The sequence below is a fragment of the Stackebrandtia albiflava genome (assembly GCF_007994225.1).
Lineage (GTDB): Bacteria > Actinomycetota > Actinomycetes > Mycobacteriales > Micromonosporaceae > Stackebrandtia > Stackebrandtia albiflava.
Genome location: NZ_VLLL01000006.1, coordinates 253,733 through 275,438, shown reverse-complemented (window position 1 = coordinate 275,438; position 21,706 = coordinate 253,733). Strand labels below are relative to the sequence as shown.

The window sequence follows — 21,706 nt, the reverse complement described above, 5'->3', positions numbered from 1 at the left end:
CGGTCACGCGGTCAGCACGGCCTCCGCGAGTTCACGCCAGTCCCGTCGTCCACCCTCGTGGAACGCCTCGGTGAAACCCGTGTCGCCGAGGCGTTCCCGGGTGTCCTCGGTGATGCGGGCGACGTCGGGCTGCGACCGGTCGATCGTGCCGCGCACCACGTCGCTCGCCGCGAGCAGCCGCACCGCCTGCGCGTCGTCCCCCGAGCGGACCGCGAGGTCCGCGATCCCGATGAGCACCTGCGCGATGAACGGCCGGTGTCCCAGCCCGGTGGCGGCCCGGAACGCCTCGGCACGGTGGGCGCGGGCCCGTGCGACGTCCTCGGACAGGTACGCCCGCAGGTCCTCGGTCATGGCGCGGACCGCGTCGGAGTCGCCGCCGGGCCGGACGGGTATGGCCGCCATCGCGCGGCGCGCCTCCTCGGTGTCGCCGCGCCAGCGCGCCAGGTGGGCCTTCGCGAAGCCCAGCTCGGCGAGGGTGTCCGGCCAGGTGATCCCCTCGGCCGACCGTTGTGCCAGCGCCATCGCGGACGCGCTCGACGGTGCGTCGCCGCGCAACCAGTAGAGCTGGGCCTGCCGGGCACGCAGCACGACGACCTCCTCGGTGGAATCGAGCTCGGTCAGGGCGACCGCCGCCTCGTCCTGGTACTCGCAGGCGCGCGCGAAGTCGCCGCGACCGGCGAGCCGTTCGGCCAGGAACGTCAGCGCCGAGGAGATGCCCCACCGGTCGCCCAGTACGCGGAACTCGGCCAGCGCGGTCTCGGCGTCGTCGTCGACACCGGTCTCGTCGCTGCCCAGCGTCAGCCGCAGCCGGGCGCGGGCCAGTCGCGCCTGCGCCCGCACCCACGGGTCGTCGTCGGCGACGAGCGGGTCGAACGCGGGAAGGAAGTTCCCCGGTTCGCGCAGCATCCGCTCCAGCGGTGCCACGAATCCGAGCAGCGGGTGCCGGTGACCGTTCCGCTCGACCAGTCGGTGCGCCTCCTGGATCCACTCCCGGGCCTGGTACTGGTCACCGCCGTAGCCGGAGGACACGAACAGGGCGACGACGTTGTAGGCCAGTGCCCGCACCTCGTCGGGTACCTCGCCCGGCAGGGCCGCCGCCGCGATGCCGAGTTCGGTCCCCTCGGCGCGGTGCCCGCCGAGGTACCAGTACCAGCCTGCCGCCGCGACCAGGCGCATCGCCTCGGCCGCCCAGCCCCGGGCGACGGCCTCGCGCAGGGCGGCGGCGATGTTGTCGTGCTCGGTTTCGAGGACCGCCAACCACTCCAGTTGGGTGGCCTGCCGCAGGTGCGGGTCGGCGGTCTCGGCCAGTTCGGTGACGTGGGCGAGGTGGGCCCGCCGCGCCGTCTCGGTGTCCCCGGCCTCGTCGAGCCGCTGCGCCGCGTACTCCCTGATGGTGTTGAGCATGCGGTAACGCGGCGTGCCCTCGTCGTGGGCCAGCAGTAGTGACTTCTCGGTCAGCGCGGTCAACAACTCGAAGACCGCCTCCTCGTCCGCGCAGACCCGTTCGGCGGCCTCCAGGCTCACTCCGCCCGAGAACACCGACAGCCGCCGCAGCAGGTCCCGCTCGGCTTCGCTCAGAAGGTCCCAGCTCCAGTCCACCACCGCGCGCAGTGTCCGGTGGTGGGCGAGCGCGGTGCGGCTCCCGCCGGTCAGCAGCCGGAACCGGTCGTCGAGCCGGTCGGCCAGTTGGTCGACCGACATGGTGCGCAATCGGGCGGCGGCAAGTTCGATGGCCAGTGGCATCCCGTCGAGGGCTCGGCAGATCCGCGCCATGGTCGCCAGGGTCTCGGGGTCGGATCCGATGTTCCTGCGCACGGCGTCGGCCCGGTCCCGCAGCAACCGCATGGCGGGTGCCGAGGCGGTCTCGGCCGGGCTCGCCCCCGGCGCGGGCAGGCCGAGCGGTTCCACCTGCCACAGCGCCTCACCGGTGATGCCGAGAGGTTCCCGGCTGGTGGCGATCATCCGCAGGCTGCGGCATCCGCCCAGGAGCCGGTCGGCGAAGCGGGAGACCTCCTCCACCATGTGTTCGCAGTTGTCGAGCACGAGCAACATCACGCGGTCTCGGATGGCGGCGATGAGCCGGTCCACCGCGTCGTCGCCGGCCGTCTCCCCCGGCGGCGTCTGGTCGCGGAGGCCGATGGTGGTCAACGTGGCCTGGGCGAGTTCACCGCCGGACCGCAACGGGGCCAGCTCCACCAGCCACGCCCCGTCCGGCAGTTCGGCGAGCATCGCCCTGGCCGTCTCGGTCGCCAGCCTGGTCTTGCCCGAACCGCCCGGACCGGTCAACGTGGTCAGCCGGTGTCTGGTCGACAGGTCGGTGACGGCGGCGACGTCGTCGTCCCTGCCCACGAAACCGGTCAACCCGGCGCGGAGGTTCGTCCTGCGGTTCTCCGCGCGGCCGCCCAGTTCACCGCGCAGCAGCGCGGTGTGCAGCGCCGACAGTTCGGCGGAGGGGTCGGTGCCGAACTCGTCGGCGAGTCGTTCCCGGGTCCGCTGGTACAGGGTCAACGCCTCCGCGCCCCGGCCCGCCTCCGCGAGGGCCCGCATCAACGCGCCGACGAAACCCTCCCGCAGCGGGTGCCGCTCCACCAGGTCGGTCAGTTCCGTGATCATGTCGGCACCGCGTCCCAGCCGGATCTCCGCGGCCACCCGGTCTCCCAGGACGGCGAGGTGTCGCGCGGCCAATCCGGCGACCGCGGCGTCGAACGCCTTGCTCTCGTGCAGTTCGACGCCCGCGAGTGCGGTGCCCCGCCACAGGTCGAGCGCGGCGCGCAGCAGGTCGACCCGTTCGGGGTCCTCGGCGGTGCGGGCCCGCGCGACCAGGTCCTCGAACCGGCTCACGTCCACGGCGCCGGGGTCGACCGCGAGGCGGTAGCCGCCGGCCTGTGCCTCGACGACGCCGGCGGGCAGCAGTTTCCGCAGCCGGGACACGAGGACCTGGAGGGCGTTCACCTCGTCGGCGGGCGGCTGGTTCCCCCAGATCCAGTCCACCAGTCGCGAACGGGGGACGATCCGGCCCGGTTCCAGCGCGAGCGCCGCCAGCAGCGCGCGCAACCGCGCGCCCGGTATCTCCACGGCCCGGCCGTCGTCGTCACACACCTCGAATGAGCCCAGCATCCCGATTCGCACCCGGGTAATCTAGCGCCACCGTCCGGCGGTGTGCCCCGCCGTGATGCGGCCGCCCGGGGAGGGTGCGGTCGGGTGTGCGACGGGATCGGTTGCGGCGCAACGGTCGCCGACCGGCCCGGTGCCTCGACTGCGACCCGGGCCACAACGGGAGCCGGTGCTCCGGTACCGACCGGCGCCGGTCAGGGTGTCAGCGCGGTGACGTCGCAGACCAGGGCGTCCCCGCCGTCGCCGACGGTCTCCACGACCCAGGCACGCCCCTGGGTCACCCCACCGTCGGTCACGGTCACCTGAACCACGAAGCTGGTCGTCCAGTCGGCGGCGGCGTTGTCGTTGTCGAAGCCGACCTGGCCTCCGTAGTCACCGATGTCGGTCTGCCATGCGCTCCAGATCTCCTGCGGGTCCAGGCCGGGCGGGTCGGGGCACTGCAGTCGCGCGGCGAGCGACAGGTCCTGTTCGGTGAAGATCGCGGCGAAGAACTTGCGGGTGACGTCGCGCGGGTTCACCGGGTCGTCCTCCACCGGGTTCCCGGTGCCGGAGGGGGCCGCCACGACCTGCCAGCCGAGGCCGAGGATCAGGACCGCGGTCCACGCCGCCGCCCAGGCGGCGAACAGCAGGCCCGCCCGGCGCCAGGAACGCGGCGGATCCGGATAGGACTCGGCGGGCTCGGCCACCGCCACCCGTTGCGGGGCACGGCCGCCCGGCGGGTACGGCGGGGACGGCGGTCGGGTCACGGTCTCACCCTATGTCCCGGACCACTTGCCGGGCAAGCGGACCGGCCGCAGGCGGACCGATGGCGCCCGTCGTCGGGTGGCTCGGCGCGCCACCCACGGGGAACGGTGTCGACCGAGGTGGTCGACGCCGTCACGGCCACACGACCGGCGAGGACGTGACCACCGGGCACGGCCGTGTGGGGCCGGGGAAGTCGCGGCGGGACCCCGCGGCCGAGCCGGGCACCGGCGACCCGGAGACGACGCCGATCCACATTCGTTCCACTATGGCCGAATTAACCACATTCCACCCATGTGCGGGGGTTTCGGCGTCGAACGACACCGGCCGGGACACTAGGCTGCCGGGATGACGTCCGGCCACGGCGGCCGGGCCAGCCCGGACGGGAGGCCGCACATGCACCGGTTCCGCAGGATCCTGACCTCGGTGGTCGCGGTGGCGACGGTGGCGGTGTCGGCCGGGGCCGCCCGGCCCGCACCCGCCCCGACCGAGAGTGCCACGCCGTCGGTCGCGGCGGCACCGGACATCACGGTCGCCGAACTCACGCCGCACCTCGCCCGCTTCCAGCGGATCGCCGACGAGAACGGCGGCAACCGGGCGGCGGGGACCGCCGGGTACGACCGGTCGGCCGACTACGTGGCGCAGACGTTGCGGGACGCCGGTTTCCGCGTCGAGCGGCAACCGTGCACGTCCTGCCGCCACGGTGACGACAACGTCGTCGCCGACTGGCCGGGCGGCGACGCCGGCGACACCGTCATGCTGGGCGCGCATCTGGACGGTGTGCGCGCGGGTCCCGGCGCCGACGACAACGCCTCCGGTTCGGCGGTGCTGCTGGCGATCGCGCTGAGGCTGGCGCAGGAGGACCCGGGCTTCGCCCGGCACGTCCGGTTCGCCTGGTGGGCGGAGGAGGAACTGGGGATGCACGGCTCGCAGCACTATGTGGACACCGTCGGCGTATCGGACCTCGCCGGTTACGTCAATCTCGACATGGTGGGCGGCGTGAACGCCGGCTACTTCGTCGACGACCTGCTGAGCGGTTGGGCGGAGCCGTTCGCGGCGTCGCTGGAACAGGCCGGCTTCCCCGCCGAGGAGATGACCGACTGCTGCACCGACGACCGGCCGTTCCGGCAGGCCGGCGTACCCACGACGTCACTGTCCACGGGGTACGGCGAGCTGAAGACGACGGCGCAGGCCGCGAAATGGGGCGGCACCGCCGGGGAACCCTTCGACCCCTGCTACCACACCGCCTGCGACGCCTTCCCCGGCAACGTGGACACCGCCGCCGTGGACCGGATGGCGGACGCCGCGGCCGCCGGACTGTGGTCGGCGGCCTCCCATACCGGCAATCCGTACTCGCCGGGCGAGGTGTGCGGCGGCGGGTACACGGTGCAGGAGTCGGTGCCGGTGACCACCTCGGGCGGGGTCGTGCTCGGTGACGTCCACCTGTTGTGGAACGGCGGCCTCGGTAGGAACTGCGCCGTCACGCTGAAGTCGACCGACCTGGGCACGCCGACCCGGGTGTCGGTGGTGTTGGAGACGGAGTCCGGCCAGACGCGGACCGACGACGGCCGGTTCGGTTATTACGCCGGACCGGTCACCGTCGCGGCGGCGGGTACCTGCGTGGCGGTCACGGCACGGGTCACGGATTCGGTGGGCCGGGTCGGCACCGGCCGGATCCCCATGGGCCACTGCGGCTGATCCGCCGCGTCCTCATTCGGGGAACAGGGCCGCCAGCTCCGCCCGGTTCGCCACTCCCAGCTTGGGAAACGCCTTGTACAGGTGGTGTCCGACGGTGCGGGGACTGAGGTACATCCGTTCCCCTATGTCGCGGTTGCTCGCGCCGCGGGCCGCGAGGGTCACGACCTGGAGTTCCTGTGGCGTCAACCGATCCCTGAGGTCGGCGGCGGGCGTGGTGTCGGCGCGGCTCTCGCCGGTGGCGCGCAACTCCGCTCCCGCCCGGCGCGCCCAGGCGGCGGCCCCCAGCCGGGTGAACACGTCCAGTGCCGCCCGCAGTGGCCGGCGCGCGTCGCTCCGCCTGCGGTCACGGCGAAGCCGTTCGCCGTACACCAACCGGGTCCGCGCCTGGTCGAACTCCCGGGTGTGGGTCTCGTGGTGCCGCAGGGCGTCCTGGAACGAGGCCTCGGCCCGCTCGTCTCCGGCCAGCAGCGCCTCGCAGCGCGCGGCGAGTGCCAGGGCGGGTGGGCGACCGGTGCCGCGTGCCCAGCGAATGAAACGGTCGGCGGTTTCGCGGACGGTGTCCGCCCGTCCGCTCCGGGTCGCGGCCTCGACGTGGTCGGGTGCCCAGCCGTGGAAGACCGGCGTATGACCGGCGGGACCGGTCATGACGGCGTCCCAGCGACCGGCGGCCTCGTCACCGCGTCCGGCCGCCAGGTCCGTGACGGCGGCGGCCCAACCCCGAACCGCGACGACCCACGGTTGGGCGTCCCCCGGGGTGTCGTCCGGTGCCGGCGCCGTGTCCGGCGTTCCGGTGTGCGCGTTCAACAGGCGAAGGACCGCCTCCAGCCGGGCCGCGGGGCGGTGCTGTCCGAGGTCGGTGGCGAGCCGGAGACCTTCGGCGGTGACGATCCTGGCCTCTCGGAGCCGCCCCGAACGCGTCAGTTGCCAACCGAGTGTGGTGTGGAGGGTGGGAAGCCATCCGAGTAGGTTCCCGTCCCGGCACTCGTCGAGCAGCGCCTCGCTGACCGGTACCGCGGATTCCAGGTCGTCGGTGAGGGTGGCGAGCTCGGCGGCGAAGTGCCGGGCGCCCACCAGGCCGGACCGGATCGGGCGCAACGCCTCGAGGAGGCCGCGCACCGCTGCGGTACCGGTGGCGGCGTCCCCCGTCAGCACCTGCACGGCGCCGCGACCGGCGGCCACCGCGCGGTCGAAGTGCCCGCCGACGGCCTCGAAGCGGACCAGTCCGTCGCGCGCCCGGCCGCACCACTCCGGCCGTCCCCATTGGATGGCGGTGTTGAGGAGGTGGGTGTACAGGATCACCGCCCGGCCGGGGTCGGTGTCGGCGACCGCCTCGGCCGCGGCGCACAGCAGGTCGGGAACGCTCGCCGGTCGTCCGGACAGGAGCTCCGCCTCGGCACGCAGTTCGGCGATCCGGGCCATGGCGTGGGGGTCACCGGTGAGCGTCGCGGCCCGCGAGGCGAGGTCTCGGGCGGCGGCCTCCATTCCGGTGTCTCCGGCGGACTCGGCGGCCTGGATGAGCCGTGCGGCGCGTATCGCGTCACCGGTCGACAGTTCGGCGCTGCGGGCGTACAGGCTCACGGCGGTGGAGTGACCGCCGCGTTCCCGGGCGCGGTCGGCGGCGTGTGCGAGTTCGTCGGCGATCCGGTCGTCGGTGCCGGTGACGGATGCGGCGGCGTGCCAGGCGGCGCGATCGGCGTCACCACCGGCGCGGTAGGCCTCCGCGAGCGCGCGGTGCGCGTCACGCCGGACGGTGGCGGGCGCCGTCTGGTAGACCGTGGAACGCAGGAGCGGGTGCCGGAACCGGATCTCGCCGCCGGTCACCTCCACCAGTCCGGCGGCCACTGCGGCGTCGAGTGCGGCCGCAGGCGACCCCAGCCGTTCGGTGGCGCGCAGCACGGCGTCGAGGTCGCCGCCGCCCTGGGTGGCGGCGACGACCAGCACGGTGCGCGACACCTCGTCGAGCACCGCGAGTTCGGCGGCGTAGAGGTCTTGAGCGCGCCTGGGCAGAGCCGGCCCTCCGGGGTCCGTGAAGTCGGCCGCGGTACCGGTACGCGCGAGTTCCCGCAACGCGAGCGGGTTCCCGCCGGTGGCGCCGATCATCGCCGGCCACAGCCCGGGCGCCACCCCGCAGGCGTCGAGCAGGCGTTCGGCGGCGGCGCGGTGGAGCCCGGGGACGTGCATCACCGATATCCCGCCGGGTGCGGTCGTCTCGGCGGATGCCCGGCGGGCCATCAGCACGGCGACCCGATCGGCGTCCAACCGCCGGACGGCGAATCCGACGGCCTCCGAGGAGGGCTCGTCCATCCACTGTGTGTCGTCGAGGAGGCACAGCACGGGTCGATCGGCTCCGGCCGCGGCCAGGAGGTGCAGGGTGGCCAGGCCGATCGCGAACCGGTTGACCTCGCCGCCGTCCCGCATCCCGAAGGCGGTCGCGATCGCGGCGGCCTGCGGTGCGGGGAGTTCGGGCAACCGGTGCAGCAACGGACGCAGCAGCATGTGGAGCGCCGCGTATGGGAGTCCGGTCTCGGCGGGGACCGCCGTCGCCCGCAGCACGGTCATGTCGTCGGCGAGTGTGGCGGCGTGGTCCAGCAACGCGGACTTGCCGGACCCGGGTTCGCCGGTGAGCAGCAGGCTGGCGCTGCCGCCCCTTCTCGCGGTGCGCACCAGCCGGTCGACCCGGGCGGTCTCGGTCTCCCTGCCGTACAGCATGCCGCCAGCCTACGACCGGCCGACCGCGCCGGAATCAGGGTCGATGCCCGGGAGAACCCCGAGGACGGCCAGCCGCCCCACATGTAGCCTCGCTACTTATGAAGCGGCCGTCTGCCAGATACCGGTCACCACACCGGTCGCGCACCCGATGCCGGCCGGCGGCGACGACCATAACGTCGTCCGTGTCCGACCGATTCGATTCCGAAGGGGCGACACCGATGACACACACCGACGACACCACCGCCGTGACCGCACTGTTCGACACGCTGGTCGCCGCGTGGGCCGCCGCCGACGCCGAGGCCTACGCCGACTGCTTCACCCCCGACGCCGACTACGTCAACTTCCTCGGCGGCCACATGCGCGGCCGTCGGCACATCGTCGACAGCCACGAGGCGCTGTGGAGCACGTTCCAGCGGAACACCCGGCTGCACCAGGTCGTCGACTCCCTGCGATTCGTCACCGACGACGTGGCCGTCCTCGTCTCGCGCGGCGCGATCCTGCAACGCCGCCAACGCGCACCGAAACGCCGCGACTGGAAGGTCCAGACCCTCGTGGCGGTACGCCGCGCGGACGGCGAGTGGAGGTTCACCGCCTTCCAGAACACCAGGCGCCGTCGCCTGCTGGAACGCATCGGCCACCGCAGGGATCCCCGGCTCGCCCCCCACTTGTGAACCCGAACCCCGGAGGAGACATGAGCACCAGCCCGACACCACGACTCACCCGCCGCCGGGTCCTCGGTTACGGACTCGCCGGAGTGGGGGTCCTCGCGGCCGGGGCCGGCGGAGTCGTCGGGGCGCTTTTGCACTCCGCGAAGACCGACACCGTCGGCGAGGTCGACTTCGCCACGCCGCTGCACATCCCGGAACTCGCCACCGGGCAACGCGACGCGGACGGCCGGCTCGTCTTCGACCTGCAGCTCAAGGAGGGTTCCCGGCGTTTCCTGCCCGGCGAGTCCACCCGCACCTGGGGGTTCAACGGCGACTACCTGGGTCCCACCCTGCGCGCCCGGCGCGGTGACCACGTGGTCGTGAACGTGCGGAACTCGCTGCCGGAGACCTCCAGCGTCCACTGGCACGGAATGCACCTGCCCGCGGCGATGGACGGCGGCCCGCACCAGGCGGTCGCGCCCACCGACACCTGGTCTCCCGAGTGGACGGTGGACCAGCCCGCCGCCACGCTCTGGTACCACCCGCACCCGCACGGCGCCACCGCAAAGCACGTGTACCGCGGACTCGCGGGGCTGTTCCTGGTGGACGACGACGCGGAGGCCGCGCTGCCGCTGCCCCGCGAGTACGGTGTGGACGACGTCCCCGTCGTCGTGCAGGACCGGGCGTTCGACGGCGGCAACCAGTTCGACGACGCCCCGCACCTGATGAGCAGCGCCGGAGTCCTCGGTGACCACCTGCTCGTCAACGGGACGTACGGTCCGTACCTGGACGTGTCGACCCGGCGGGTCCGGTTGCGGCTGCTCAACGGGTCCAACGCCCGGGTCTACCAGTTCGCGTTCTCGGACGACCGGCCGCTCACCGTCATCGCCTCTGACGGCGGCCTGCTCGCGGCTCCGCACGCGACCCGGCGGCTGCAGCTGTCACCGGGGGAGCGGGCCGAGGTGATCGTGGAGTTCACGCCCGGGGAGACCGTGGTGCTGCGCAGCGAGCCGCCGGAGTTGATGGGCGACTTCTTCACCGACCGGGTGCACGGCGGCGACGACCGGTTCGACGTGCTGGAGTTCCGGGCCGCCGCGGAGCTGGCCGACTCGCCGCCGCTGCCCGACACGCTGGTCGAGGTACCGCCGCTGCCGGTGGACGAGGCGGTGACGACGCGGACGTTCGAGTTGTCGGGTTTCCGGATCAACAAGTCCAAGATGGACATGAGCCGGATCGACTTCGGTGTCCGCCGGGACAGCGTGGAGATCTGGGAGATCGTCAACGTCGACGCCTCGCTGCACAACTTCCACGTACACGACGTGCAGTTCCAGGTGCTCTCGATCGGTGGCGAGGCACCGCCGGCGGAGCTCGCCGGCTGGAAGGACACCGTCCAGGTGTGGCACGGCCGACCGGTGCGGGTGGCGATGCGGTTCAGCGACTTCACCGACCCCGACATGCCCTACATGTACCACTGTCACATCCTCTACCACGAGGACAGCGGCCTGATGGGCCAGTTCGTGGTGCTGGACGAGGGCCAGGAGGTCGGCGTGGTCCCCACCGACCCGGCGGCCGGGCATCACGACCACGACTGAGAGGTGGAGGTCAACCGGCCGCGACGGCCTCGTCCACTCCGGTCTCGTAGGGACCGAGGAAGGTGGGGTCGCTGTCGACGAGGGCGTCCCACATCGCCTTGACGTTGGCGAGGTACTCGCGTGCCACGTTGCGACGCCACTGGAGGTCGTCGTCCCGGAGGGTCTCCTCGCCCACTCCCACGGTGTCGATCCCGGCGCCGCGGCACAACGCGATGGCGCGGTCGAGGTGGAACGTCTGGGTCACCACGATCATCCGCTCGACCCCGAAGACCCGGGCGGCGCGGACGCAGGAGTCCCAGGTGTCGAAACCGGCGTAGTCGCCGATGACCGCCGTCTCGGGCACACCCGCGTCGATGAGGTACCGCCGCATGGGATCGACCTCGTTGTACGTGGGGCTTCCGCCGTCACCGCTGACCAGGAGCGCCTTGACCTTGCCGGACTCGTACAGCTCCCGGGCGAGGTCCAGTCGGGCGGCCAGCACCGGGGAGGGCGCTCCCGTCCGGTCGACCCTGGCCCCGAGGACCAACGCCACCGGCGCGGCCGGTACGGAGTCCACCGTGTACTGGCGGTCGGCGGAGTTCGCGCGCACCCACACGTGCGCCGACGCCGCCATCAGGCTCCCGGTGATCGCGGCCGCCAACGCCAGGATCACCAGTCGCCGGAACGTCCACCAACGCACCAGTCGAGTCACGGGTTCCACGGTATAGCCGCCGGCCGGCTCCGGCCACTCTCGCGGTCCGGCGGCTGAGAGATTCTCAGCGGGTGCGGGGCCGGCCGGGGGTACGCCCGGGCCTCCTGCAAACGTTCTCCCGCTGGCCAGACCGGACACCGCGCCGCCTTGTCAGCCCATCGGCGGGTCATTAGCGTGAGGTTGCCCGTTCCCCTTCGGAAGGTTCCCACCATGACCGTCCACTCCAGACCTGCGAGGTTCCGGCTGCGGCCGGTCCTCGCCACCGCCGCCGCGGCGGCCCTACTGCTCACCGGTACCGCGGCGGCGTCGGATGCGACCGCCACGCCACGCCCCACCGCCGACGGGTTCCAGCTCGGTGTCACCCACACCCAACGCAGCATCGACTCCTGGGGCGACCCGGCCGCCGTCGCCGACGCGAAACGACTCCTGGCGGATCTCGGCCCGCTGCAGAACCAGCACCTCATGGGTTGGGGCACGTCCAATCCGTGGCCCGACCCCGACTCCGACGCCCGCGACTGGGAGAGCCTGGACGCGCGGATGGCCCTGATCGACGAGACCGGCGGGACCCCCGTCATCACGCTGTGCACCGCGCCCGGATGGATGAAACCCGGCGGCGGCCGGGACTCCGACGGCGACGGCGAGGACGACATGGACTGGGCGATGGAGGCCCCCGTCGCGCCCGAACACTTCGACGACTTCGCCCGACTGGCCGCCGAGACCGCGCAGCGGTACCCGCAGGTGCGGCACTTCCAGGTCTGGAACGAGTTCAAGGGTTTCTGGAACGAGGCGGAGAACCGTTGGGACTACGAGGGTTTCACCGAGTTCTACAACGTCGTGTACACCGCCGTGAAGGAGGTGCGGCCCGACGCCCTCATCGGCGGCCCGTACACCCCGATGGTCACCTACGCCGAACCGGGAAGCCACCCCAGCGACATCTCCGGTGAGTGGGGCGTTCTCGACCGGCGGCCGCTCGACGCCATCGAGTACTGGCTCGCCAACAACGTCGGCGCCGACTTCTTCACCATGGACGCCGCCGCCCAGACCAGTGACGGCGAGTGGCACCCGACGACGACCGCGCAGGTCACCGACAAGTTCCGGACCATCACCGAATGGGTCGCCGCGCGGACCGACCTGCCCATCTGGTGGTCGGAGTTCTACGCCGAGGTCTCACCCGCCCACAACGGCAGCACACCCGCCATGATGCGCGCCGCCCTCGCCGGGATGCGTGACGGCGGCGCCTCGGTGGCGCTGTGGTGGCAACCGGAGTGCGCGGAGTCCGGGAACTTCCCGTGCCTGTGGACGTCGGTGCAGCAACCCGGCGGCGGACAACCCACCGAGTACACCCCGGTGGCGGAGGAGTTCACGCCGGTGATGTCCACCGCCGACTACAGCTGGGTGGACGAGTTCGACGGTCCCGCCGGAAGCGGGCCGGACCCCGCCCTGTGGGTACAGGAGACCGGCTGCAACTGGGGGGACACCGCGAACAAGGAGGACCAGTGTTACACCGACGGCGGCCACAACGCCGAACTCGACGGGCAGGGCAACCTGGTGATCCACGCCCGTGCCGAGGAGTACACCAACCAGTGGGGTGAATCGGCGTCGTTCACCTCGGCGCGCCTGAAGTCCACGCACACCACCGGAAGCGGCAACATCGTGGTCCGCGCCAAGATGGACGGTTGGCAGCCGGGCGCCTGGCCGGCCATCTGGACGCTAGGTCAGCCGGAGGACGTGTGGCCGCTGCACGGTGAGGTCGACCTGATGGAGAACGGCCTCAACGGCTCCGACTGGCGCCCCACCTACAACGTGCACACGCCCACTCACCGTGGCGGCGCGTTGTTCTACGCCGACGCGCCCGGTTTCCCGGCCGACTTCGATCCCGCCGAGTTCCACGAGTACGAACTCGACTGGGAGAGCGGGCCGGACGGTTGGGCGGCCCTGTCGATCGACGGCGTCTGGTACGCCACGCTGCCGCTGGACGTCCCGGCCGACTCCCCGGCGACCGTCCTGCTGAACGTGGCGGTCGGTTCCTGGGCGGGCGCCCCGGATCCGAACCTGGACTTCACCATGACGGTCGACTACGTCCGGGTCGTCTGACCGTCCGGCCACAATGGCCGATCCGGCGACGGGCCGTCCCACCGCCGGATCGGCCACGCATAATCGACGCATGGCCGACCCGTCCCCGTTGATCAACAGCCTCCGCGCCGCCGTGGCCGCCGCACCCGACGACGTCACCCTCCGCCTCCACCTGGCGGAGCTGCTGCTGGCGGCCGACGACCGGGCCGCCGCCGTCGTCGAGGTCGCGCAGGCACTGCAACGCGAACCCGGCGACCCGGCGGCACTGGCGCTCATGGGCCGGCTCGCCGCCCCACCCGCGCAGCGGTCCGCCGGGGCCGCAGGCGAATCGGCGCCCACGGCGGCCGAGACCGGCGGCGCCGCGACCGGAGCCGCCACGCCGGCACCGCAGGCGGTCGGCGCGGAGCCGAAACCGGACGGCTTCGACTGGCGGACCGCACAGGACGAACTCAAGGACGTGATCCCGCCGAGGTTCCACGAACCCGTCACCACCGACGGCGACGAGTCCGCCCCACCGGTGCTCGACGTGGAGGAGAGCCGGGTCACGCTCGCCGACGTGGCCGGGATGGCCGAGGCCAAGAAGCGACTGGAGGCGGCGTTCCTCGCGCCGATCCGCAACCCGAAGCTCCGCCGGTTCTTCGGCAAGAGCCTGCGCGGCGGCCTGCTCATGTACGGTCCGCCCGGCTGCGGGAAGACGTTCCTCGCCAAGGCGGTGGCGGGCGAGCTGGGTGCCGCGTTCATACCCGTGACACTCAACGAGATCCTGGAACGCTGGCTGGGGGACTCGGAACGCAACCTGCACGCCCTCTTCGAGGCGGCCCGGCTCCAGGCACCGTGCGTGCTGTTCTTCGACGAACTCGACGCCATCGGCGGCAAGCGCGACCAGTTGCGCAGCAGCGGGATGCGCAACGTCGTCAACCAGCTCCTGACCGAGATGGACGGTGTCGGGTCCGACAACGAGGGCGTCTACCTGTTGGCGGCCACCAATCATCCGTGGGACGTCGACGTCGCGTTGCGTCGTCCCGGCCGCTTCGACCGCACGGTCCTGGTGTCGCCACCCGACACCGAGGCGCGGGAGCAGATCCTACGCGCGACGCTGCGGGACCGACCGATAGCCGGCATCGAGGTGGCCCGGCTGGCGAAACGCACCGAGGGCCTGTCCGGAGCCGACCTGACGCACCTGTGCGAACTCGCCACCGAGGCCGCGCTCATGGACTCCATCGCCTCCGGGGAACCCAGGATGATCACGCAGGACGACATGGAGACCGCGCTCGGCGACGTCCGGCCGTCCGCCGACCCGTGGTTCGCCACCGCCCGCAACGTCGCGATGTTCTCCAACGACGGCGGCATGTACGACGACCTCGTCACCTATCTGAAGCGGCACCGCAAATGGTTACCGAGACCGGCCTCGCCAAGGCGCGGCTCCTCGTCGAGGCCAAGCGCGCCGACGAGGCCGCCGAACTGCTCACGACACTGCTCGCCGCGCACCCCGGCGACGCCGACGCCTGGTACCTGCTGGCGGTGGCGCGCGTGGACCTCCGGGACCACGAACAGGCGCTGCGCGCGGTGGAAGCCCATCTGGAGCTGCGCGCGGAACACGCCGCGGGTTGGCGGCTGCGGGGAGCCGTCCTCAAGCTGCTCGGCCGGTTGCCGGAGGCGGCGCAGAGCCTGCAGAGGTGTGTCTCGCTCGCCCCGCAGGACTCCGGCGGTTACGCGCAACTGGCCGACGTACTGCGCCGCGACCCCCGGGCGCTCCCCACGGCCCGGACGATGGCCGAACACGCGGTCCGGCTCGGACCGCAGAAGTCCACCAACCACCTGATCCACGGGGTCGTGGCACTGGAACAGGGCGACGCGGCGATCGCCGTGACCGCGTTCCAGGAGGCGTTGCGGTGGAATCCCCAGTCGGCGGAACTGCACCGCAATCTCGCGCTCGCGAGGCTGCGGCTCGGTGCCGCGAGGCAGACCGTCGCGGCGGTGACCGGGTTCGCCGACGCGGTACGGGCCGACCCGGGATTCCGCCTCGCGGTACCGAACCTGGCCGACGCGGTGTACCGGCTGGTGACGAAGGGCTGGCTCCTCGCCCTGGGCACCCTGGTGTGCGGCATGGTGACGGGAACCCTCGTCGACCGGTTCGTCCTGACCGGCTCCGACCCGGCCTACACGGCGGGGCACTGGGCGGCGATCGCGGTCGCGGTGGCGGTGACGGCGGTTCCCGGCGTGGCGGTCGCCGTGACGCTGCTGCGGCGGATTCCCGGTACGTTGCGGCCGGGGATCGCCCGGATCGGCTTGCGGCCGTGGCGGACCCGGGTCCGCTCGGCGGGGCTGGCCGTGGCCGTCGCCGGCGGTGTCGTCACCCCGGCGGTCACGTTCTTCCCGGTGGCGCCGTTCGCGGGCCTGGCGATGGGCGTGCTGTTCCTCGTCGCGCGAAGGCCCCGCTCCGGCGGGCTCGGCTGACCGGCCGGGAGCGCCGATGTCCTTCGACACCTCGCGTGGACTCGCCAAGGCGGAACTGCTCCTCGACGTCGGCCGTACCACCGACGCGATCGCCGAACTGGTGAAGACCATCGCGGGCGATCCCGAGAACGCGACCGCGTGGTACCTGCTCGCGGGGGCCCATCTGCGCGCGGAGAACGACGCCACTGCCCTGACCGCCGCCGAGACCGCGGTCCGGCTCTCGCCCGAATCCGCGCCCTACCTGCTCAGGCACGCCCGCATCCTCGGCCGGCTCGACCGGTATCACGACGCCGTCGAGGTCACCCACGCGGCGATCCGGCTCGATCCGGCCAACGGGGCGGCGTTCGAACTCCTCGCCGCGTTGCTCGCCCAACTCCAAGACATGCTGCCCGCCGCCCGTGACGCGGCCGACGAGGCCGTCCGGCTGGCACCGACGCAGGCCGGCTTCCGGCTCACACAGGGCCTCGTAGCGGGCGCACAGGACCGGATGGCCGACGCCGAGGCGGCGTATTCGGAGGGCCTGCGGCTCGACCCGCAGTCGGCCCCGTTGCACCGGGAACTCGCGGTCGTCCGGCTCCACCGGGGCGGACTGCGCGGCAGGCTGGCCGCGCTGGCCGGCTTCGCCACCGCGGTCCGCATCGACCCCGGCGACGCCTCCGCCGCACATCGCGTCCGGCTCATCACCTTCCTGCTGGTGAGCTGGACCTGGCGGCTGGCACTCGGCACCGCGCTGCTGGGACTGCTCTGCTCGGTCGTGCTGTTCACCCACATGCTCGGTGACGTGGGGCGGTTCCACCACTGGTGGCACCTGCCGGTGGCGGTGGTGGTCGCCGTGGGCGTGGCGATACCCGCCGTCCTGCACGTACGGGCGTTCCGGCAGGTGGTGCCGGGCTCGTTGTGGGGCGGTATCGCCCGGACCGGGTTGCGGCCCTGGCAGACCCGGCTGCGGCTGGCGGGGGTGGCGGCGACCGTGCTGCTGGGCGTCGCCGCGCCGACGGTGGCGGCGTTCCCGTTGGCCGCCGTGGGCCTCCCGCTACTGCTGGTGTCCTTTATGGTCAGCTCGTTCCGGCTTGACCGCCTGTAGGAGGCTGTCGGGTCACGCCCTTCGCGGCGGCGGCCCGCACCAGCGGCAGCGTCCGGTACGGCACCTGCTCGGCCAGCGCGATGACCGAGGACGCCCGAACCACGCCGTCGGAGGCGACGATCTGGTCGATGACCCGTTGCAGGTCGGCGTTGCTGCGCGCCACGATCCGGCACATCAGGTCGGCGGAACCGGTGACGGTGTGCGCCTCCAGCACCTCCGGGATCGCGGTGAGGTGCGCCGCGACCGGTTGGTGCCCGTGGACCTGCGCGATCTCCAGGGTCATGAACGCGGTCACGGTGTAGCCGAGGGCGGCGGGGTCGATGCGGGGGCCGAAGTCCCGGATGACGCCGCGCGCCGACAGCTTGTCGAGCCTCGCCTGGACCGTCCCGCGTGCCACCGAGAGCCGCCGGGCGCATTCCAGCACGCCGATGCGCGGCTCGGCCGCCAACAACGCGATGAGCCTGGCGTCCAGGGAGTCCACGCCGCCTTCACTGGTCATGTTGTCCAGTCTAATACCGGAACAGCTCACGTATCCGGGCAGAATGCGTAGCATTCACTGCAAGACTTGCCTAGTCGGATCGCATGATCGATCATCGCGGAAAGCGCCGCGGCCACCGCCGCGGCGGACAGGCCAGGCGCGCGCAAGGAGGCGATCATGACCGACCTCGTCACCCCGGAAGCCCAGTTGGTGGGTGCGGTGGAGCACGACATCACCGAGGACGACTTCCCGATCAAGGGTTGGGACCACATCCGGTTCTACGTCGGCAACGCGAAGCAGGCGGCGCACTACTACTCGACCGCCTTCGGGATGACGCTGATCGCCTATCGCGGACCGGAACAGGGTCACCGTGAGCACGCCGAGTACGTGCTGAAGTCCGGCGGCGTGGTGTTCGTGCTGGCCGGCGGCGTCACCGCCGACTCCGCCGCCACCAGGCACTACGCGAAGCACGGGGACGGTGTCATCGAGGTGGCGCTCGAGGTGCCGAACGTCGACGACAACTACGCCTACGCCGTGAAGCAGGGCGCGACCGGGCTCGTGGAGCCGCACGACCTGACCGACGAGCACGGCACCGTCCGGATCGCCGCGATCGCCACCTACGGCGAGACGCGCAACGTCCTGATCGACCGTTCCCGGTACGACGGGCCGTTCCTGCCCGGTTTCGTCGCCGCCGAACCGATCGTGGACCGCAGCGCCCTGATCGCCTCCGGTGCGCAGCCGAAGCGGTTCTTCCAGGCGTTGGACCACGTGGTCGGCAACGTCGAAGAGGGCAAGATGCTCGACTGGGTCGAGTTCTACCAGAAGGTCATGGGCTTCACCAACATCGTCGAGTTCGTCGACGACGCGATCGCCACCGAGTACTCCGCGCTGATGTCCAAGGTGGTCGCCAACGGCACCCGCAAGGTGAAGTTCCCGATCAACGAGCCCGCCGAGGGCAAGAAGAAGTCCCAGATCGACGAGTACCTGGAGTTCTACGACGGTCCGGGCGTGCAGCACATGGCGCTGGCCACCAACGACATCATCGCCGCCGTGGACGCCATGCGCGCCCAGGGCGTCGAGTTCCTGGAGGCGCCCGACTCCTACTACGAGGACCCGGAACTGCGCGAGCGCATCGGCACCGTCCGCGTCCCGATCGAGGAGCTGCAGAAGCGGTCCATCCTGGTCGACCGCGACGAGGACGGCTACATGCTGCAGATCTTCACCAAGCCCCAGCAGGACCGCCCGACCCTCTTCTACGAGTTGATCGAACGCCACGGTTCCCTCAGCTTCGGCAAGGGCAACTTCAAGGCGTTGTTCGAGGCGTTGGAGAAGGAACAGGCCCGCCGCGGCAACCTGTGACCCTCCAGCACCCGCCGACCCCACCGCGGGGGAGCGCGAGGGTGGCGCAGCCCCCTCGCCCTCCAAAGGCACCGCAAGGCGTTGTTCGAGGCGTTGGAGAAGGAACAGGCCCGCCGCGGCAACCTGTGACCCTCCAGCACCCGCCGACCCCACCGCGGGGGAGCGCGAGGGTGGCGCAGCCCCCCTCGCGCTCCGAAGACACCGCACTTGCGGCTTGGTTGGTCATACGTCTGGCTTGGTTGGTCATATGACGGCGAAAAATCGGACATCACGTACGATTCGAGGCATATCGATCGTCGTACGGCCAACCAAGCCGGGGAAGGGTGGGGCGTGGTGCGGGTGACTGGACGGAGGTCACCCGCACCGCACTCCGCCCGCCGCCACGGCGGGACCGGCCACACCGGCACGCGCGGCGACCGCCGCCCACAGGACGACCTGTCAGAATCACCCCGATGACCAATATCGAGCCAGGCTGGTATCGCGATCCGGCCGCACCTGACACACAGCGCTACTGGGACGGCGAGGAGTGGATCGGGAAACCGGTCGGTCTCGACGAGGTGCCGCCCGAGCGGCCCGAACCGCTGCCCGCGCCCGCCCCGCCACCGGCTCCCGAACCGGCGCGGAAGTCCCCGCCGACCCCGCCGCCACCGGGTGTCCGGCTGAGTGAGGCGCAGGTCGCCGAGCTCATGGCGGGCCGTCGGCCGGCGGAGCCCGGGCTGCGCCTGGTCGCGCGGTTGATCGACGTGGTGGCGGTGCTGTTGTTGAACGTCGTGGTCAACGGCTGGTTCGTGTACCAGTACGTCCAGGAGATGATGCCGGTGGTGCGCAGCATCCTCTCCGATCCGACGATCGATCCCGCCGACCTGGTGATCTCGGACCAGGCGACCCGGTTGCAGTGGACGATCATGGCGATCGGGGTGCTGCTGTGGTTCCTGTACGAGGTGCCGAGCACCGTGAGCAGCGGCCAGACCCTCGGTAAACGGATCATGGGCATTCAGGTGGCCTCGATCCCGTTCCCGAAGCTGCGTTACGGGATGGTCATCTCCCGTTGGTCGCTGCTGCTGCTTCCGGTGCTGTGTTTCCCGTTCGGAGTGATCCTGTCCATCGTAGACGGAGTGTGGTGCCTGCACGACCGCCCGTTCCGTCAATGCCTTCACGACAAGTCCGCCATGACCATGGTCATCGTCAAGCCCACCGCCCCGCACGTCGAAGGAGACGCCGATGTCGCAACTGACCCGCACTGACCTGGAGGCCCTGCCCTCGTACGTTCCGGGCCGGAATCCCGCCGACCTCGCGAGGGATCTGGGACTGCCCGAGGCGATCAAGCTCGCCAGCAACGAGGTCCCGTACGGGCCGCTGCCGGGGGTCACGGAAGCGGTGGCGCTCGCCGCGACGCAGGTCCACCGGTACCCGGACATGGCGGTGCAGGGGCTGCGTCACGCGCTGGCGGAACGGCTCGGCGTACCGGTCGAGCGGATCGCCACCGGCTGCGGCTCGGTCGCGTTGCTGGAGCACCTGGTGAAGGCGACCTGTCTGCCGGGGGCGGAGGTCGTGTACTCGTGGCGGTCGTTCGAGGCCTACCCGATCGTGGTGGCCGGTGCCGGGGCGACGAGCGTCCAGGTGCCGAACACGGCCGGGCACGGCCACGACCTCGACGCCATGCTGGCGGCGATCACCCCGGCGACCCGCCTGGTGTTGGTGTGCAACCCGAACAACCCGACGGGCACCACTGTGGACCGCGCAGCGCTGGGCCGCTTCCTCGACCGGGTGCCGCAGGACGTGCTGGTGGTCCTCGACGAGGCGTACCTGGAGTTCATCACCGACCCCGAGGTGTGCGACGGCCTGGTGGAGTTCGGCGACCACCCGAACGTGGTGGTGCTGCGGACGTTCTCCAAGGCGTGGGGACTGGCCGGGCTGCGCGCCGGCTACCTGGTGGCGTCGGCGCCGGTGGCCGAGACCGTGCGCAAGATCGTCACCCCGTTCTCGACCAACGCGCTGGCCCAGTCCGCGGCCGTGGCGGCCCTCGCCGCCGACGGTGAGATGCGCCGCCGGGCCGCGGCCGTCGTCGCGGAGCGGGATCGGGTGGTGCCCGCGCTGCGCAAGTTCGTCCCCGACGCGCCGGACAGCCAGGCCAACTTCGTGTGGTTGCCGATCGGGGAGGCCGCGGTCCCGTTCGCGCGTCACTGCGAGTCGCACGGGGTGATCGTGCGGCCGTTCGCGGGCGACGGCGTGCGTGCCTCGTTCGGCACCACCGAGCAGAACGACCGGTTCATCGAGGTGGCGACGGCCTTCTTCGACTGACCTCCTCTGCGGCCGCCTCGATGAGCCGGGTGACCTCGCCGGGCCGGGTGAGGCCCGCCAGGTGCCCGGCACGCGGGATCGGGTGCGACCGGCCGTCGCGGCAGGCGGCCAGGAACCGGTTTTCGTCGACCCGGAAGTGGTCGCGGGTGCCGTTGGCGAGCCAGACCGGGCCCGGGTAGGCGGCGAGGTCGGCGAGCGGGTCGTGGCGGCTCATGGCGGCCAGGACCTCCGGGACGACCGAGGTGTGGAGGCCGCCCGCGGTGAGGTCGGCGGCGGCGCGGGTTCCCAGCGCCAGGCGCAGTAGTAGTCGTTGCACGGCGTCACCGGTGCGGCCGGACAGTGCCGCCATCAGCCGGTAGGGCCGGATCCGCGCCGGGGTGACCAGGGCGGTGCTGCCGACCGCCACCACTCCGGCGACCCGTTCGGGGCGGGACGCCGCCGCCGCGAAGGCGACGTATCCGCCCAGTGAGGCCCCGGCGAGCAGGGCGGGGCCGCGGTCGAGCCGGTCGACGGCGTCGATCACGACGCGGACCGCCTCGGCCATGGTGAACTCCCGGTCCCGGTGGACGCCGTGGCCGGGGAGGTCGACGGCGGTCACGGCCCGTCGCGCGCCGAGGGCGTCGCGTTGCGGCCGCCACATGCTTCCCGTGACTCGGATTCCCGGTATGAAGACGACGGGTACGTTCACGACACCTCCTCGAATGCAACGCAACGTTGCGTTGTATTCGAGGCTAGCACGCGCGCCGCGCCACGCGACGTCGC

At 72.0% G+C, this 21,706-nt stretch carries 15 protein-coding genes and 2 pseudogenes; 11 read left to right on the top strand and 6 right to left on the bottom strand.

Translation table 11 applies throughout. From position 1 onward, the window contains the following. Positions 1–3: 3 nt before the first annotated feature. Entirely contained in the window at positions 4–3,129 is a 3,126-nt protein-coding gene (locus LX16_RS12010) for an AfsR/SARP family transcriptional regulator (RefSeq protein WP_147138215.1), read from the bottom strand. A 179-nt stretch (positions 3,130–3,308) separates the two neighbouring features. Continuing rightward, the gene (locus LX16_RS12005) at positions 3,309–3,860 is read right to left on the bottom strand and encodes a hypothetical protein (RefSeq protein WP_147138212.1); all 552 of its coding nucleotides are present in this window, start codon (positions 3,858–3,860) and stop codon (positions 3,309–3,311) included. 343 nt (positions 3,861–4,203) lie between these two features. Here LX16_RS12005 and LX16_RS12000 point away from each other — a divergent pair, with 343 nt between their 5' ends. After that, positions 4,204–5,553 (top strand): M20/M25/M40 family metallo-hydrolase, encoded by a 1,350-nt coding sequence (locus tag LX16_RS12000; protein WP_147138209.1) that lies wholly within the window; start codon positions 4,204–4,206, stop codon positions 5,551–5,553. A 12-nt stretch (positions 5,554–5,565) separates the two neighbouring features. On the opposite strand, the gene LX16_RS11995 is transcribed toward LX16_RS12000, so the two are convergent. Continuing rightward, positions 5,566–8,262 carry an AAA family ATPase gene (locus LX16_RS11995; protein WP_147138205.1) on the bottom strand — a complete coding sequence of 899 codons (2,697 nt, stop codon included), beginning with the start codon at positions 8,260–8,262 and terminating at the stop codon, positions 5,566–5,568. Between the two features lie 218 nt (positions 8,263–8,480). Here LX16_RS11995 and LX16_RS11990 point away from each other — a divergent pair, with 218 nt between their 5' ends. Both LX16_RS11990 and LX16_RS11985 read left to right on the top strand, forming a co-directional pair. Beyond that, positions 8,481–8,933 (top strand): SgcJ/EcaC family oxidoreductase, encoded by a 453-nt coding sequence (locus tag LX16_RS11990; RefSeq protein ID WP_158645570.1) that lies wholly within the window; start codon positions 8,481–8,483, stop codon positions 8,931–8,933. A gap of 20 nt (positions 8,934–8,953) precedes the next feature. After that, positions 8,954–10,501 carry a multicopper oxidase family protein gene (locus tag LX16_RS11985; protein ID WP_147138199.1) on the top strand — a complete coding sequence of 516 codons (1,548 nt, stop codon included), beginning with the start codon at positions 8,954–8,956 and terminating at the stop codon, positions 10,499–10,501. Positions 10,502–10,511: 10 nt separating this feature from the next. Here LX16_RS11985 and LX16_RS11980 read toward each other — a convergent pair whose 3' ends face one another. Next, positions 10,512–11,192: a SanA/YdcF family protein gene (locus tag LX16_RS11980; protein ID WP_244615804.1), complete on the bottom strand. Its 681-nt coding sequence runs from the start codon at positions 11,190–11,192 to the stop codon at positions 10,512–10,514. Between the two features lie 210 nt (positions 11,193–11,402). Between LX16_RS11980 and LX16_RS11975 the strand changes: the two genes are divergently transcribed. From LX16_RS11975 to LX16_RS11960, 5 genes and pseudogenes are all read left to right on the top strand, one after another. After that, complete coding sequence (locus tag LX16_RS11975) at positions 11,403–13,286, top strand: family 16 glycosylhydrolase (protein ID WP_147138196.1); 1,884 nt, start codon at positions 11,403–11,405, stop codon at positions 13,284–13,286. A 70-nt stretch (positions 13,287–13,356) separates the two neighbouring features. Beyond that, positions 13,357–14,655, top strand: a pseudogene (locus LX16_RS11970) (ATP-binding protein); the annotation flags it as partial. Continuing rightward, positions 14,655–14,906 (top strand): annotated as a pseudogene (locus tag LX16_RS28235) (tetratricopeptide repeat protein); the annotation flags it as partial. The pseudogenes LX16_RS11970 and LX16_RS28235, both read left to right, overlap by 1 nt. A gap of 129 nt (positions 14,907–15,035) precedes the next feature. Then, positions 15,036–15,722: a tetratricopeptide repeat protein gene (locus tag LX16_RS27105; RefSeq protein WP_211354596.1), complete on the top strand. Its 687-nt coding sequence runs from the start codon at positions 15,036–15,038 to the stop codon at positions 15,720–15,722. 16 nt (positions 15,723–15,738) lie between these two features. Then, positions 15,739–16,806: a tetratricopeptide repeat protein gene (locus LX16_RS11960; RefSeq protein WP_147138190.1), complete on the top strand. Its 1,068-nt coding sequence runs from the start codon at positions 15,739–15,741 to the stop codon at positions 16,804–16,806. Here LX16_RS11960 and LX16_RS11955 read toward each other — a convergent pair. Beyond that, positions 16,778–17,305, bottom strand: a complete 528-nt coding sequence (locus LX16_RS11955) for an Lrp/AsnC family transcriptional regulator (RefSeq protein ID WP_147138186.1) — start codon at positions 17,303–17,305, stop codon at positions 16,778–16,780. The genes LX16_RS11960 and LX16_RS11955 overlap by 29 nt on opposite strands. Before the next feature lie 156 nt (positions 17,306–17,461). Between LX16_RS11955 and hppD the strand changes: the two genes are divergently transcribed. The 3 genes from hppD (at position 17,462) to hisC (ending at position 20,944) form a co-directional block, all read left to right on the top strand. After that, positions 17,462–18,643 carry a 4-hydroxyphenylpyruvate dioxygenase gene (gene hppD / locus LX16_RS11950; protein WP_147138183.1) on the top strand — a complete coding sequence of 394 codons (1,182 nt, stop codon included), beginning with the start codon at positions 17,462–17,464 and terminating at the stop codon, positions 18,641–18,643. Positions 18,644–19,095: 452 nt separating this feature from the next. Continuing rightward, on the top strand, positions 19,096–19,887 hold the full coding sequence (locus tag LX16_RS11945) for an RDD family protein (protein WP_147138180.1): 792 nt from the start codon (positions 19,096–19,098) through the stop codon (positions 19,885–19,887). Continuing rightward, positions 19,865–20,944 carry a histidinol-phosphate transaminase gene (gene hisC, locus LX16_RS11940; RefSeq protein ID WP_147138178.1) on the top strand — a complete coding sequence of 360 codons (1,080 nt, stop codon included), beginning with the start codon at positions 19,865–19,867 and terminating at the stop codon, positions 20,942–20,944. Before LX16_RS11945 ends, hisC begins: the two co-directional genes overlap by 23 nt. Here hisC and LX16_RS11935 read toward each other — a convergent pair. Beyond that, a complete protein-coding gene (locus LX16_RS11935; RefSeq protein ID WP_211354472.1) occupies positions 20,913–21,632 on the bottom strand; it encodes an alpha/beta fold hydrolase in 720 nt (239 codons plus the stop codon). The genes hisC and LX16_RS11935 overlap by 32 nt on opposite strands. Between the last annotated feature and the right edge of the window lie 74 nt (positions 21,633–21,706).

Bases quoted from the DNA above. Each gene is read 5' to 3' on its own strand.
- LX16_RS12000 (WP_147138209.1), top strand. From the start codon at position 4,204: ATGACGTCCGGCCACGGCGGCCGGGCCAGCCCGGACGGGAGGCCGCAC.
- LX16_RS11995 (WP_147138205.1), bottom strand. From the start codon at position 8,262: ATGCTGTACGGCAGGGAGACCGAGACCGCCCGGGTCGACCGGCTGGTG.
- LX16_RS11990 (WP_158645570.1), top strand. From the start codon at position 8,481: ATGACACACACCGACGACACCACCGCCGTGACCGCACTGTTCGACACG.
- LX16_RS11985 (WP_147138199.1), top strand. From the start codon at position 8,954: ATGAGCACCAGCCCGACACCACGACTCACCCGCCGCCGGGTCCTCGGT.
- LX16_RS11975 (WP_147138196.1), top strand. From the start codon at position 11,403: ATGACCGTCCACTCCAGACCTGCGAGGTTCCGGCTGCGGCCGGTCCTC.
- LX16_RS27105 (WP_211354596.1), top strand. From the start codon at position 15,036: ATGGCCGAACACGCGGTCCGGCTCGGACCGCAGAAGTCCACCAACCAC.
- LX16_RS11960 (WP_147138190.1), top strand. From the start codon at position 15,739: ATGTCCTTCGACACCTCGCGTGGACTCGCCAAGGCGGAACTGCTCCTC.
- LX16_RS11955 (WP_147138186.1), bottom strand. From the start codon at position 17,305: ATGACCAGTGAAGGCGGCGTGGACTCCCTGGACGCCAGGCTCATCGCG.
- hppD (WP_147138183.1), top strand. From the start codon at position 17,462: ATGACCGACCTCGTCACCCCGGAAGCCCAGTTGGTGGGTGCGGTGGAG.
- LX16_RS11945 (WP_147138180.1), top strand. From the start codon at position 19,096: ATGACCAATATCGAGCCAGGCTGGTATCGCGATCCGGCCGCACCTGAC.
- hisC (WP_147138178.1), top strand. From the start codon at position 19,865: ATGTCGCAACTGACCCGCACTGACCTGGAGGCCCTGCCCTCGTACGTT.